The sequence below is a fragment of the Rhodopseudomonas telluris genome (assembly GCF_042432815.1).
Lineage (GTDB): Bacteria > Pseudomonadota > Alphaproteobacteria > Rhizobiales > Xanthobacteraceae > Rhodopseudomonas > Rhodopseudomonas telluris.
Genome location: NZ_JBHLWM010000005.1, coordinates 695,791 through 710,381 on the forward strand (window position 1 = coordinate 695,791; position 14,591 = coordinate 710,381).

Sequence of the window (14,591 nt, forward strand, 5' to 3'; positions counted from 1 at the left end):
CCGGAGTGCGGTCTGCACAATATTTAGCCAAGTGACCAGGCATTGTATGCAATGCGAAGCCCGGCGGCATCAGCGCGTTAAAAATCCAAAGTCTCGCATTTGTCATTCGAAACAATAGCTTAATACCCACTCCGCGCCCGCAGCCGGCTCTGGCACGAAGCTTGCGAAACCAGTTCCGAGATCGCCCCTCGTGCCTCGGAGCCTTTCATGAAGCGTCGCGACTTCCTCAAATCCGCCACTGCCCTCGCCGCCGGCGCGATGGTGCCTGCGCCAGCCATCTGGTCTGCCGCCAAGGCAGATGCCCGATCGGAATCGCTGCTGGTGGTGTCGGAGAGCGGCCCGAACAATCTCGACATCCACGGCGTCGGCACCAACGTGCCGGGCTATGAAGTGTCGTGGAATTGCTACGACCGCCTGATCACCCACGAGATGAAGGAAGGCCCCGGCGGCGTTCCTTACTACGACAAGGACAAGTTCAAGGGCGAACTCGCCGACGACATGACGATCGGCGACATGTCGGCGACCTTCAAGCTGAAGAAGAACGCCACCTTCCAGGACGGCACGCCGGTCACCGCCAAGGACGTCAAGTGGTCGCTCGATCGCTCCGTCAGCGTCGGCGGCTTTCCGACTTTCCAGATGAGCGCCGGCTCGCTGACCAAGCCCGAGCAGTTCGTCATCGTCGACGACCACACCGTACGGGTGGACTTCCTGAAGAAGGACCGGCTGACGATCCCGGACCTCGCGGTGATCGTGCCCTGCGTCGTCAATTCCGAACTGGTGAAGAAGAACGCCACCGAAAAGGATCCGTGGGGTCTCGAATACACCAAGCAGAACACTGCCGGCTCCGGCGCCTATCGCGTAGTAAAGTGGACCGCCGGCACCGAAGTGATCATGGAGCGTAACGACAAATGGGTCGGCGGCCCGCTGCCGAAGATCAAGCGCGTCATCTGGCGCATGGTGCCGCAGGCCGGTAACCGCCGGGCGCTGCTGGAGCGCGGCGACGCCGACATCTCCTATGAGCTGCCCAACCAGGACTTCGCCGAGATGAAGCGCGACGGCAAGGTCAACGTGGTGTCGCTGCCGATCTCCAACGGCATCCAGTATCTCGGCATGAACGTCACCCAGCCGCCGTTCAACAATCCGAAGGTGCGTGAAGCGGTGGCCTACGCGGTGCCGTATCAGAAGATCATCGACGCGGTGATGTTCGGCCTCGCCAACCCGATGTTCGGCGCAGCAGCCGACAAGGCGACCGAAGTGAAGTGGCCGCAGCCGACCAAGTACAACACCGACATGGCGAAGGCCAAGGCGCTGATGGCGGAAGCCGGCTACGCGAACGGCTTCGACACCACGCTGTCGTTCGACCTCGGCTTCGCCGGCGTCAACGAGCCGATGTGCATTCTGATCCAGGAAAGCCTGGCGCAGATCGGCATCCGCTGCACCATCAACAAGATCCCGGGCGCCAACTGGCGCACCGAGCTGAACAAGAAGGTGATGCCGCTCTACGTCAACATCTTCTCGGGCTGGCTCGATTACCCCGAGTACTTCTTCTACTGGTGCTACCACTCCGGAAAGTCGATCTTCAACACCATGGGCTATGACTCGCCCGAGATGGACAAGCTGATCGACAGCAGCCGCATCGCCGCCGCAACCGGCGACACCGCGACCTACGACAGCGACGTCAAGGGCTTCGTCGACCTCGCCTTCACCGACATCCCGCGTGTGCCGCTGTACCAGCCCTATCTCAACGTCGCGATGCAGAAGAACGTCAGCGGCTTCGCCTATTGGTTCCACCGCCGGCTCGACTACCGGACGATGGTGAAGGGATGACACTCTTCCCCCTCTCCCGCTTGCGGGAGAGGGCGGGGGTGAGGGCGACGCGGGCACAGTGCCCGGGGACCCCCACCCCCGACCCCTCCCCGCAAGGGGGAGGGGAGCCGATCCACTGATACTTTGGCCGTGACTACGTTCGTGAGGCTCCGACCCAATGCTCACCCTGATCGGCAAGCGCCTGATGTTCGCGATCCCGAGCCTGATCGGCGTGGTGATCGTGACGTTTCTGCTGACCCGCGCCCTGCCCGGCGATCCGGCCGCTTACTTTGCCGGCCCGGCGGCCAGCAAGGAAGCGATCGAGCAGATCCGCCATAAGCTCGGGCTCGACAAGTCGCTGCCGGAGCAGTTCGTGCGCTACACCACGGAGCTCGCGCAAGGCGATCTCGGCCAGTCGCTGACGACCGGCCAGCCGGTCGCCACCGAGATCCGCAACCGCCTGCCCGCCTCCGCCGAACTGACCCTGCTCGGCCTCGCGATCGCCATCGTCATCGCCATCCCGCTCGGCATCATGGCGGCGTCACGGCCGGACTCGTGGATCGATCATCTGTGCCGGGTGACAACCACCGCCGGCGTGTCGCTGCCGGTGTTCTTCACCGGGCTGCTGCTGGTCTACGTGTTCTACTTCAAGCTCGGCTGGGCCCCCGCGCCGCTCGGCCGGCTCGACGTGTTCTACAGCGCGCCGACCACCGTCACCGGATTCTACCTGATCGACAGCCTGATCGCCCGCGATTTCGAAACCTTCCGCTCGGCACTGAGCCAGTTGCTACTCCCGGCCGCGACGCTGGCGATCTTCTCGCTGGCGCCGATTGCCCGCATGACCCGCGCCTCGATGCTGGCGATCCTGGCCTCGGATTTCGTCCGCACCGCGCGCGCCAGCGGCCTGTCGCCGCGCAAGGTGACGATGACCTACGCATTTCGCAACGCGATGCTGCCGGTGATCACCACGCTGTCGATGGTGTTCTCGTTCCTGCTCGGCGCCAATGTGCTGGTCGAGAAGGTGTTCGCATGGCCCGGCATCGGCTCCTACGCGGTCGAGGCGCTGATCGCCTCCGATTTTGCGCCGGTGCAGGGCTTCGTGCTCACCATGGCGGTGATGTACGTGCTGCTCAATCTGGTGATCGACATCCTCTACGGCGTGATCGACCCGCGCGTGCGGCTGGAAGGCTAGGAGCATGACCATGACCAGCGTCGCCCCTCCTCTCGGTGAAACTTCGGCCGTCGCCAAGCCGGCACGCCGCTCCGCCCTCAAGGATCTGCTCGCGCACACCCGCTACGTGCTCGGCGACAACCGCGTCACCGCCTTCGCTTTCGGGCTACTGGTGGTGATCGTGTTCGCCGCGCTGTTCGGGCCCTATCTCGTGCCGTACGATCCGCTCGCCAGCAACACCGCGCAGGCGTTGAAGCCGCCGTCGGCGGCGAACTGGTTCGGCACCGACCAGCTCGGCCGCGACATCTTCAGCCGTGTCGTGGTCGCGACCCGGCTCGATCTGTTCATCGCGGTCGCCTCCGTCGTGCTGGTGTTCCTGATGGGCGGGCTCGCCGGCATCGCGGCCGGTTACTTCGGCGGCTGGACCGATCGCATCGTCGGCCGCATCGCCGATACCATCATGGCGTTCCCGCTGTTCGTGCTGGCGATGGGCATCGTCGCGGCGCTCGGCAACACCGTGCAGAACATCATCATCGCCACCGCGATCGTCAACTTCCCGCTCTACGCCCGCGTCGCCCGCGCCGAGGCCAATGTCCGCCGCGAGGCCGGCTTCGTGATGGCGGCGCGGCTGTCCGGCAACAGCGAGATGCGCATCCTTCTGGTACACATCCTGCCCAACATCATGCCGATCATGATCGTGCAGATGTCTCTGACGATGGGCTACGCCATCCTCAACGCCGCCGGCCTGTCGTTCATCGGCCTTGGAGTGCGTCCACCGACCGCCGAATGGGGCATCATGGTCGCGGAAGGCGCCAGCTTCATGGTGTCCGGCGAATGGTGGATCGCACTGTTCCCCGGCCTCGCGCTGATGATCGCCGTGTTCTGCTTCAATTTGCTCGGCGACGGCCTGCGCGACATTTTTGATCCGCAGCGGAGGACGTGAGAATGACAACTCAACCTCTCCTCAAGGTCCGCGACCTCACTGTCGAATTCGCCACGCGGCGCGGCATCGTCAAGGCGGTGCAGCATGTCGATATCAGCGTTGGCAAGGGCGAGACGCTGGCGATCGTCGGCGAATCCGGCTCGGGCAAGTCGGTGACCTCCTACGCAGTGATGCGCATTCTCGACCGCGCCGGACGGATCGCCGAGGGCTCGGTGATGTTCGGCGGCATCGACATCAAGGCCGCAACCGAGAAGGAGATGCGGGACCTGCGCGGTCGCGAAATCTCGATGATCTTCCAGAATCCGCGCGCGGCGCTCAACCCGATCCGCAAGGTCGGCGACCAGATCGAGGACGTACTGCGCCAGCATGTGCAATCGACCGGGGCCGACCGGGGCGAAAAGGCGATCGCGGCACTGGAGGCGGTGAAGATCGCCCGGCCGCGCGAGCGTTATCACGCCTATCCGTTCCAGCTCTCGGGCGGCATGTGCCAGCGCGTGGTGATCGCACTGGCGCTGGCCTGCAATCCGCAGCTGCTGATTGCCGACGAGCCGACCACAGGCCTCGACGTCACCACGCAAAAGGCGGTGATGGACCTGATCGTCGAGCTGACCAGAAGCCGCGGGCTGTCGACCATCCTGATCACCCACGATCTGGGCCTCGCCGCTGCCTACTGCGACCGCGTCGTGGTGATGGAAAAAGGCCGCGTCGTCGAGACCGCGCTCGCCGCCGACATCTTCGCCAATCCGCAGCACCCGTACACGAAGAAGCTGATGCGCGCGACACCGCGCCTCGGCGTCGGCCTGCGCGAGTTGCTGCCGGAGGATGAACTTCGGGCCGTAGCCAATCCACAACCCGCACCCGTTATGGCCGGGCTTGACCCGGCCATCCAGTCCGCGTCGTCCATTGCGTCTCCCAAGGTGATGGACCCCCGGGTCAAGCCCGGGGGTGACGATGAGGCAAGTGGCACGCGGACCATGACAACATCACCGTCCGCTCCCCTCCTCTCCGTCGATAAGCTGGTGAAGGAATATCCGCGCCAGGGCGCCACCGCGCTGCTCGGCAAACTGTTCTCGCGAACGCCGCCGGTCGAGCCGGATGTCTTCCGCGCCGTCGACGGCATCAGCTTCCACGTCGGCCATGGCGAGAGCGTCGGCCTAGTCGGCGAATCCGGCTGCGGCAAGTCCACCACCTCGATGATGGTGATGCGGCTGCTGGACCAGAGTTCCGGTCGGATCACGTTCGACGGCGAGGAGATCGGCGCGATCCTACCGCAACGGTTCGCACGGCTGCCGCAGCGCAAGGCGATCCAGATGGTGTTTCAGGATCCGACCGACAGCCTCAATCCGCGCTTCACCGCCGCGCGCGCCATCGTCGATCCGATCCTGCAGCTCGGCGATATCAAGGGCCGCGACGCGCTGCGCGCGCGCTGTGAAGAGCTCGCCGCACAGGTCGGCCTGCCGCTCGATTTGCTCGACCGCTTTCCGCATCAGCTTTCCGGCGGCCAGAAGGCCCGCGTCGGCATCGCCCGCGCGATCGCACTGCGCCCGAAGCTGATCATCCTGGATGAGCCGACCGCCGCACTCGACGTCTCGGTCCAGGCGGTGGTGCTCAACCTGTTGCAGGATCTCAAGCAGTCGATGGGGATGAGCTACCTGTTCGTCTCCCACGATCTCAACGTCGTGCGCCTGCTGTGCGACCGCGTCATCGTGATGCGCGCCGGACGGATCGTCGAACAAGGAAGCAGCGAGCAGATGCTGGGCGATCCGAAAGACGCCTACACCCGCGAACTGCTCACTTCCATCCCGCATCCGCCGCTGCCGGTGACGTGATGGACTGGAGCATTGCATTTCCCCGTCATTCCGGGGCGCGCCTCTTGGCGCGAACCCGGAATCCATACTCACTGTCAGGGATTATGGATTCCGGGCTCGCCGCTACGCGGCGCCCCGGAATGACGAACTCTAGTACTCAACATGAGGCCTCGCTTTGACCGATACCCTCGACTCCTACATCGACGCCGTCGGGTCCGCTCTCGGCCTGACGATCGACCCCGCCTGGAAGCCCGCGGTTCGCGCCAATCTCGACGTGTCGCTGAAATTGGCGCGGCAGGTCGATGAGTTCGCGCTGCCCGACGAGACCGAGCCCGCGAGTATCTTCAGTGCCTGATATGACTCCCGAGAAATCCAGCGACTGGATGACCGCTGCCGAAATCGCCGCCGCCGTCAAAGGCGGGACGATGACCGCGCTTGAAGCCACCGAGGCCGCGCTGGCGCGCATTGCCAAGGCGGAGCCGACGCTCAACGCCTTCACTGACGTCGTCGCCGAGCGGGCGCGTAGTCGCGCTCGCGCGATCGACGCGGCGCTCGCACGCGGCGAAAGCGTCGGGCCGCTGGCGGGCGTGCCGTTCGCGGTGAAGAACCTGTTCGACGTCGAAGGGCTGCCGACGCGCGCGGGCTCCAAAATCAATCGCGATCTCTCACCGGCGAAACGTGACGCCACCCTGATCGAGCGGCTCGAGGCCGCTGGCGCGGTGCTGATCGGCGCGCTCAACATGGGCGAATACGCCTACGACTTCACCGGCGAGAACATTCACGACGGCCCGTCGCGCAATCCGCACGATGCGACGCGGATGACAGGCGGCTCGTCGGGCGGCTCCGGCGCTGCGGTCGGCGGCGGCGAGGTGCCGCTGGCGCTCGGCTCTGATACCAACGGATCGATCCGGGTGCCGTCGTCGTTCTGCGGCATCTTCGGGCTGAAGCCCACCTATGGCCGGCTGCCGCGTAGCCGCAGCTTCCCCTTCGTCGCCAGCTTCGATCACCTCGGCCCGTTCGCCCGCAGCACGGCGGACCTTGCCTTGGCTTACGACGCCATGCAGGGCCCCGACGCCGACGATGCCGGCTGCGCAGTGCGGCCGCTCGAACCGGTGTCCGCCTCGCTGGCCCAAGGCCTCGACGGCCTGCGCGTCGCCCGCGCCGGCGGCTACTTCGCGCAAAACCTGTTTCCGGAGGCACGCGAGGCGATTGATCGCGTCGCGAAGGCACTCGCCATCACCACCACCGTCGAGCTGCCCGAAGCCGCGCGGGCCCGCGCGGCGGCATATGTCATCACCACGGTCGAAGGCGCGTCGCTGCATCTCGACCGGTTGCGGCAGCGGCCCAACGATTTCGATCCCGCGGTGCGCGATCGACTGATCGCCGGCGCAATGATCCCGGCGCCGCTGGTCGACCGCGCGCAGAAATTCCGTCGCTGGTATCGCGCCCGCGTGCTGGAGCTGTTCAAGAATGTCGACGTGATCATCGCGCCGGCGACACCCTGCGTGGCGCCGACGCTCGGTCAGCAGACCTTCGTGCTCGACGGCGTCGAGCTGCCGTTGCGCGCCAATATCGGCATTCACACCCAGCCGATCTCGTTCATCGGCCTGCCGGTGGTGGCCGTGCCGATCCCGCTCGATCCGCTGCCGATCGGCGTCCAGATCATCGCCGCGCCGTGGCGCGAGGATATCGCGCTGCGCGTCTCCTACGCGCTCGAACAGGCCGGCGTCGCCCGCGCGCGGCGTCCGAAGGATTTTTGAGATGGATATCGATCTGCCCGACGTACTCGCCGAGGTCGGCGAAGCGTTCGCCCGTTATGAAACCGCGCTGGTGACCAACGATGTCGCCGTGCTCGGCGAGCTGTTCCGCAACGATCCGCGCACGCTGCGCTACGGCGGCGGCGAGAATCTTTACGGTTACGACGAGATCCAGAACTTCCGCTCCGCGCGTTCGCCGGTCGGCCTGATGCGGAAGACCGCCCGCACTGTGATCACCTCGTACGGACGCGACACCGCGGTGGCGTCGACGCTGTTCTATCGCGACAACGCGCCCGGCAAGGTCGGGCGTCAGATGCAGACCTGGATCCGCTTCCCCGAAGGCTGGCGGATCGTCGCCGCCCACGTCAGCGTCATCGACGAGCCACCGGCATCGCCATGAGCATCGATCCCGTTCCGCTTCAGCATCGCGAGGTCGGGCCGCTCTCGGAGCCGCGAACCGCGGCGCAGCGCGCCGTGATCGGCAAGACGACACGCGCCGAAGAGCTGCGCCGCCAGCTCGCCGACGACATCGTCCGCGGCGTCCTGGCGCCGGGCGCCCCGCTCGATGAAACCGAGATCGCCACGCGGTTCAAGGTGTCGCGCACGCCGGTCCGCGAGGCGTTACGGCAACTGGTTGCGAGCGGGCTCGTGGAGTCGCGGCCACATCACGGCGCCGTAGTCGCACGGCCCTCGTTCGAGCGGCTGACCGGGATGTTCGAAGCGATGGCCGAACTCGAGGCGATGTGCGCGGGCTTCGCGGCGGAGCGGATGTCGCCGCTGGAGCGCCGCGATCTCGAGGCGATCCACGCCGAGTTGCGGCAGCTCAGCCATCACGGCAATCCCGAGCGCTTCCACGAAATGAACGAGAGCTTTCACAACGCGATCTACGCCGGCTCGCACAACGACCACATCGCCGAGATCACGCTGGCGACGCGGGTGCGCGTGCAGCCGTTTCGCCGCGCGCAATTTCGCAACCTCGGCCGGCTGGCGAAATCGCATGCGGAGCACGACCGCGTCGTCGTCGCGATCATGCGCGGCGACCGCGCCGGCGCTGCGGCCGCGATGCGCGGCCATATCGAGCTGGTGCGCGACGAATACGAAATCTACGCCGTCTCGGTCTAAGCGGAGCACCACGTGACTGACACCATCGCCGAAATCCTCGCCGCCCATCGCGCCGGCACCACCACGCCGGCGCAGACCATCGCGCGTTGCTATCAGCGCATTCGCGCCCATGGCGATCCGGCGATCTTCATCACGCTACGCGACGAAGCCGATGCCGTGGCCGAAGCCGTCGCGCTCGCCGCCAAGGATCCGTCGCTGCCGCTGTACGGCGTGCCGGTCGCGGTGAAGGACAATATCGACGTCGCCGGACTACCAACTACGGCCGCCTGCCCGGCTTTCGCGTATCAGCCGACGGAGGATTCCACCGCGGTGGCGCGGCTGCGTGCGGCTGGGGCGATCGTGGTCGGCAAGACCAATCTCGATCAGTTCGCCACTGGTCTCGTCGGCGTGCGCTCGCCTTACGGCATCCCGCGCAATGCGATGCGGGCTGATCTCGTGCCGGGCGGTTCGAGTTCGGGATCGGCAGTCGCCGTGGGCGCCGGCCTCGTGCCGCTGTCGCTCGGCACGGATACGGCCGGCTCAGGCCGCGTGCCGGCAATGCTCAACAATATCATCGGGTTGAAGCCGAGCCTCGGGCTGATCTCGAGCACCGGTCTGGTGCCGGCATGTCGCACGCTTGACTGTATTTCGGTATTCGCGCTGACCGTCGACGATGCGGTTACGGCGCTGCGGGTACTTGGCCACCCCGATGCGAGCGATGCCTATTCGCGGGAGCGGCCGGTTGGGGCACTGACGGCGATGCCGGACGGGCTGAAACTCGGCGTCCCACGCCAAAGTCAGTTGCAATTCTTTGGCGACAAGCAGGCCGAACAGGCTTTCGACGACGCGCTGAAACGTTGTGGCAAACTTGGGGCAGCGCTGATCGAGGTGGACATCGAGCCGCTGTATGAAACTGCGAGGCTTTTGTACGAAGGACCCTGGGTCGCCGAGCGCTATCTGGCGATCCGCGAGCTGATCGACACGCAGCCCGAGGCGGTGCATCCGGTGACGCGCCAGATCACGCTCGGCGGCAAGACGGTGAGCGCGGCCGATACGTTCGCGGCGCTGTACCGGTTGCACGCGTTGCGCAAGATTGCGGACAAGACATTCGCCGGCTTCGACGCCCTGGTGCTACCCACCGCGCCGACGACCTACACGGTCGAGCAAGTACTCGCCGATCCGATCGCGCTGAACAGCAGGCTCGGCACCTACACCAACTTCGTCAACCTGCTGGATCTGTGCGGCCTCGCGGTGCCGGCCTCGATCGGCGCGGATGGACTGCCGTTCGGCATCACGCTGCTGGCGCCGGGTGGGCGTGACGCGGAGCTCGCAAGTATCGGCCGCATCTTCCATGCGGACACGGCGCTTCCGCTGGGCGCAATTGGCAAGCCGCAGCCGCCGCTGGCGGCGGTGCCGGCTGCGGCGAAGACGGACGAAATCGACATCGCGGTTGTCGGGGCGCATCTGTCCGGCATGGCGCTCAACGGCGAACTCACCGCGCTCGACGGGCGGCTCGCTTACGCAACGTCGACCGCGCCGGACTACAAGCTCTACGCGCTGAGCGGCACCGTGCCGCCGAAGCCCGGCATGCTGCGCGTCGCTCCCGGTGCGGGCGCCGCGATCGCGCTGGAAGTGTGGACGTTGTCGGCGTCCGCGTTCGGCCGCTTCGTCGCCGGGATCCCGCAGCCGCTGTCGATCGGCACGATCACGCTGAAAGACGGCGCGAAGGTGAAAGGCTTCCTGGTCGAACCGGCGGCGCTCGAGGGCGCGCGCGACATCACGCATTTCGGCGGCTGGCGCGCCTATATGGCCGATCTCGCCAAAGCGGGTTGATAAGGGTGTCAGCAAGCGAAGGGCAGCGGCTCAGGGGGGCATTGCTTGGTTGAAGCGCTACCGCCCTCTGCGGCTGCACTGAGTCCTCATCCTGAGGAGCCCGGCGAAGCCGGGCGTCTCGAAGGATGAGGCCACGCCGAATTTGTGGCCCATGGTTCGAGACGGCGCTTCGCGCCTCCTCACCATGAGGTTGTGTTTGTGGCGTCTTCAGCTCGCGGGTTCTGTTTCTGTTAGTAACAGAACCACTCCAGCGCGGCCTTGAGATTTGCTCGACTTACAGTGACCACTTCGCCGGATCGGCGGCTTTCTGCTTGTAGATCGTGCCGGCGAAATCGACGTGGAGTTCGGTCCACGGACCGCGCCCCTGCCGCGCAAGCACTTCGAAGTGCTTCGGCTTGCGCTGCGGCTCGCCCTTCGCACTCCAGCCTTCGGCCTTCACCGCCGCGAGGACGCGGGCCGGATCTGCCGGCCCGTCAGGATGATGATGGCCCGGCGGGTGATGCGGCTTCTTGTGGTGAACGAGCACGGCATCGCGGCCCGGCGCAACGATCCGCGTGACCTTGATTTCGGAGGGACGACGTTCGCCCTCCAGCGTTACGCGGAGTCCCGCGCTGAGCGGAAACGCTTCTGCGCCCTTCGGGCCGAGATCTGCGAGGTGGGTTTCGCCTTGCGCTTCCAGCGTGAAGCGATGGGCAAAGACGTGCTGGATCACGCCCGAGAGGGCGATCGTGTCGTGGTGCGGCATCATTTTCTCCGTAGAGCGCCCAACCGCGGGCGCGTCTCGGAGCTAGGAAAGAGATTTGTCACCGGCAAGGCGAAGCGACGGAACCGCGTGCACGAAATCGCGAGCGCATGACAAAGTTGTTAGTTTCGCTATCAGCTCACGACCCGATCAGCGGAAATACAATTCCTGATTGCGTCGCTCGAGCTCGTTCGAATAGGTGCGCAGCACATGCGCCTCGCTGACGGTGCCGACGACGCGACGATCCTGCGCGTTGTCGATCACCACGAGCAAATCGACTTCGCTGCGATCGAACGCGGCGAGCATGTCGCGGATGCTCGTGCCGGGAAACAGGAACTGATCGTGCTGCTGCGCGATGCTCGCCAGCGTGGCGTCGCCCGGCGCGGCGATGTCGTGGAACTCCGGCGATCCGACGACGCCCGCATAGCGGCCTTCGGCATCGAGCAGCACCAGATGCTTGACGCGTCCCGGCGGAAACAGCTTCTGGGCTTCGCCCAGCGACAGATCGGCGGACGCCGTATCGAAATCGGTCCGCATCAACGTCGCGGCGTGGATCTGATCGACCCAGCCGACATCCTGTGGCCCACGAATTGCTTCGCCACGCAGATGGAATCGCCAGGTCGCAAAGCTGTAACCGAACAGTTCACGCACGATCATCGCGCTCATCGATGCGGCGACCACGCCTCCGACCGTCACCGAGAAATCGCCGGTGAGTTCGAGCGCGAGACAGATCATGCTGAACGGAGCGCCGAGCACGCCGGTGCCGACCGCGACCATGCCGGCCACCGCTGCGGTCCCCGGCTGCAGCGCCACGTCGGGGAAGATCGGGCCGAGCACCGTGCTGTAGAGCTGCCCGACCAGCGCCCCCAGCATCAGCGAGGCGAAGAACAGGCCGCCGCGATATCCGGCGCCGAGCGAGATCGCCGAGGCGGCGGTCTTCAGCAGCAGCGTCGTCGCCAGCATCAGCCAGGTCGGGTTGCTGAGCAGCAGGAGCTGCATCGCGCCATGTCCCGAGCCGAGCACGGTCGGCGTCAGCATCGCCAGCCCGCTGAGCAGCAGCGCGCCGACGACGAAGCGCAGCGCGCCGCGCAGCACGGTGAGACGCTGGAACGCCCGCTCGGAAAACGCCACTGCCAGCATCACCACGATGCTGAACAACGCGCCGAGCACGCCGATCACCATGATCTGGCCGATCATCTCGACGGACACCGGAGACGGCACACCCGGCACGACCAGAAACGACGGATGCACCAGCTGCCGCATCACCAGCCACGCCGCGACCGAGCTGGCGATCACCGGGACCAGGCCCGCGGCCGTATAGGCGCCGAGCACGACCTCGAAAGCGAAGAACGCGCCGGCCAGCGGCGCCGTGAAGGCGGCGCTGATCGCGCCCGCGGCGCCGCAGGCGACCAGCAGCCGCATATCGGCGCGCCGCGCCGCCAGACGCCGGCCGAGCTGGGAGCTGAACGCCGCGCAGATCTGCGTGTAGCCGGCTTCCAGGCCGACCGACGCGCCGCAGCCATTGGACAGCAGCGTCTGCAGCGAGATCAGCAGGCTGCCGCGCATCGAGATGCGGCCGCCATACAGCGCGTTGGCTTCGATCGCGTCGGCGAGCTGGCCCTTGAAGCGCTTGACGTAGAACACGCTGATGATCGCCAGCAACAGGCCGCCGCACAGCGGCACGAGGACGACGCGCTGCCAGGGGATCACCCCGTTGGCGCTGAGCCGCGTGCCATAGGGGATGCTGAACAGCAGGGCGTGGGCAAACTCACTGGCGTGCCAGATGATCGCCACCAGCAGACCCGACAGCAGCCCGATCACCACCGCGACCAGCACCAGGCCGATCTCGCGATTGCGGACGAAATTCCGGATGCTGGCCGGCAGCCGCCACGGCCCGGGCGCAGCGGAAGCGGACGCGCTTCCGGAAATCGCGGCGGCCTCGGGGCGCGGGACGACGCTCATCGAGCGTGTCCGCCTGGAACGACAGTCATCGACATCAGCACGCGTGGCACATCACTGCGGGGAGATCCTGGTGGAGATACGGGTCAGGGCCCACGAGCAGGCCCCGCCCGGCCGACAGGAGCCAGCTTCTACCGGCTGAACCGAGGGGCCGCCAGCGCAGAGCTGGCAACCGCTTCGGAGGCCATCGTTGTGCTCGATTTTCGCGACTTTGGCTGTATGGTCCAAACACATCTCAAGGAGGAGCGGAATGCGGCGCAGAGCGGTGGTCGGCGTGATCGGCAACGCCCATCTCGTCGATAATCGATTTGCAGTCCAGCATGTCGGCGAGCGCAATTTGCGCGCGGTGTCCGAGGTGGCGAACGCGCTGCCGTTGATGTTCGCCGCATGCTCGGAGATCACCGACATCGAGGAGCTGCTCGACATCGTCGACGGCATCCTGCTGACCGGCGGGCGCGCCAACGTCCATCCGACCCACTTCAACACCGAGCCCAATCCCAAGCACGAGCCCTATGACGAGGCCCGCGACGGCCTCGCGCTGCAGCTGGTGCGGACCTGCGTCGACCGCGGCATTCCGCTGCTCGGCATCTGCCGCGGCCTGCAGGAGATGAACGTCGCGTTCGGCGGCTCGCTGCATCCGGAGATCCGCGAGATCCCGGGCCGGATGAACCACCGCATGCCGCGCCTGGAGAACGGCGAAATCCATCCCGACGCCACCGTGGTGTTCGCCGATCGCCACGACGTCCAGCTCAAGCCGGATGGCGTGTTCTCGAAGCTGTTCGGCCACGATGTGGTCCGGGTCAACTCGCTGCACGGCCAGGGCATTCTCGAGCCCGGCAGCCGGGTGGTGATCGAAGGCATCGCCGAGGACGGCACCATCGAGGCGATCCGGATCGAAGGCGCGCCCGGCTTCGCGCTCGGTGTGCAATGGCATGCGGAATACGACCCGCAGAAGAACCCGATCAACCGCGCGATCTTCCTGGCGTTCGGCGACGCGTTGCGCGCGTATCAGGCCGGCCGGAATCAACCGGTGAGTTTGAGGAAGTCGGGGTGAGCTGGACGATCCTGCTCTGAGCGCTTAGCTCGCTCTGTTTCCGTCATGGCCGGGCTTGTCCCGGCCATCCACGTCTGTCCTGCGTGTCGTGGATGCCCGGCTCAAGAGCCTGACCGGAAATGCGACCTTTAAAATCAGGCGTTTTCGTCTCAACCCGTCATGCCCGGCCTCGTGCCGGGCATCTACGCCCTGCTGACTGACATGCAAGAAAGGCGTGGATGGCCGGGACAAGCCCGGCCATGACGTGGGGAGTTGTGAGGGACTCAAATCTGACGACCTGCAGCCTCGGCCACAAGTAACACCTCATGGTGAGGAGGCGCGTAGCGCCGTCTCGAACCATGGGCAGCAAGGGATGCGTGGCCCCATCCTTCGAGACGCCCCGGCTTCGCTCTTCGAGCTTCGCCGCGGCTCCTCAGG

The 14,591-nt window shown here is 66.0% G+C and carries 12 protein-coding genes; 10 read left to right on the forward strand and 2 right to left on the reverse strand.

Going from position 1 to position 14,591, the window contains the following annotated elements; all coding sequences use genetic code 11:
- Positions 1–207: 207 nt before the first annotated feature.
- The 9 genes from ACFFJ6_RS14755 to atzF all read left to right on the forward strand — a co-directional run bounded on the left by ACFFJ6_RS14755 (position 208) and on the right by atzF (position 10,419).
- Positions 208–1,827 carry an ABC transporter substrate-binding protein gene (locus tag ACFFJ6_RS14755; RefSeq protein WP_378388957.1) on the forward strand — a complete coding sequence of 540 codons (1,620 nt, stop codon included), beginning with the start codon at positions 208–210 and terminating at the stop codon, positions 1,825–1,827.
- A 157-nt stretch (positions 1,828–1,984) separates the two neighbouring features.
- On the forward strand, positions 1,985–2,998 hold the full coding sequence (locus tag ACFFJ6_RS14760; RefSeq protein ID WP_378388959.1) for an ABC transporter permease: 1,014 nt from the start codon (positions 1,985–1,987) through the stop codon (positions 2,996–2,998).
- A gap of 10 nt (positions 2,999–3,008) precedes the next feature.
- Complete coding sequence (locus tag ACFFJ6_RS14765) at positions 3,009–3,920, forward strand: ABC transporter permease (RefSeq protein WP_378388961.1); 912 nt, start codon at positions 3,009–3,011, stop codon at positions 3,918–3,920.
- A 2-nt stretch (positions 3,921–3,922) separates the two neighbouring features.
- The gene (locus ACFFJ6_RS14770) at positions 3,923–5,749 is read left to right on the forward strand and encodes a dipeptide ABC transporter ATP-binding protein (RefSeq protein WP_378388963.1); all 1,827 of its coding nucleotides are present in this window, start codon (positions 3,923–3,925) and stop codon (positions 5,747–5,749) included.
- Between the two features lie 154 nt (positions 5,750–5,903).
- Positions 5,904–6,083, forward strand: coding sequence for a DUF4089 domain-containing protein (locus ACFFJ6_RS14775; RefSeq protein ID WP_378388965.1), 180 nt, complete (start codon positions 5,904–5,906; stop codon positions 6,081–6,083).
- A gap of 1 nt (position 6,084) precedes the next feature.
- On the forward strand, positions 6,085–7,488 hold the full coding sequence (locus tag ACFFJ6_RS14780) for an AtzE family amidohydrolase (protein WP_378389704.1): 1,404 nt from the start codon (positions 6,085–6,087) through the stop codon (positions 7,486–7,488).
- A gap of 1 nt (position 7,489) precedes the next feature.
- Positions 7,490–7,885, forward strand: a complete 396-nt coding sequence (gene hpxZ / locus ACFFJ6_RS14785) for an oxalurate catabolism protein HpxZ (RefSeq protein WP_378388967.1) — start codon at positions 7,490–7,492, stop codon at positions 7,883–7,885.
- Positions 7,882–8,607 (forward strand): GntR family transcriptional regulator, encoded by a 726-nt coding sequence (locus tag ACFFJ6_RS14790; protein ID WP_378388969.1) that lies wholly within the window; start codon positions 7,882–7,884, stop codon positions 8,605–8,607. The genes hpxZ and ACFFJ6_RS14790 overlap by 4 nt, the downstream gene beginning before the upstream one ends.
- 12 nt (positions 8,608–8,619) lie before the next feature.
- Positions 8,620–10,419: an allophanate hydrolase gene (gene atzF, locus ACFFJ6_RS14795; protein ID WP_378388971.1), complete on the forward strand. Its 1,800-nt coding sequence runs from the start codon at positions 8,620–8,622 to the stop codon at positions 10,417–10,419.
- A 274-nt stretch (positions 10,420–10,693) separates the two neighbouring features.
- On the opposite strand, the gene ACFFJ6_RS14800 is transcribed toward atzF, so the two are convergent.
- Both ACFFJ6_RS14800 and ACFFJ6_RS14805 read right to left on the reverse strand, forming a co-directional pair.
- A complete protein-coding gene (locus ACFFJ6_RS14800) occupies positions 10,694–11,164 on the reverse strand; it encodes a hypothetical protein (protein ID WP_378388973.1) in 471 nt (156 codons plus the stop codon).
- Between the two features lie 147 nt (positions 11,165–11,311).
- Positions 11,312–13,123, reverse strand: coding sequence for a chloride channel protein (locus tag ACFFJ6_RS14805; RefSeq protein WP_378388975.1), 1,812 nt, complete (start codon positions 13,121–13,123; stop codon positions 11,312–11,314).
- Positions 13,124–13,370: 247 nt separating this feature from the next.
- Here ACFFJ6_RS14805 and ACFFJ6_RS14810 point away from each other — a divergent pair, with 247 nt between their 5' ends.
- A complete protein-coding gene (locus ACFFJ6_RS14810; RefSeq protein ID WP_378388977.1) occupies positions 13,371–14,174 on the forward strand; it encodes a gamma-glutamyl-gamma-aminobutyrate hydrolase family protein in 804 nt (267 codons plus the stop codon).
- The last annotated feature ends 417 nt before the right edge of the window (positions 14,175–14,591 follow it).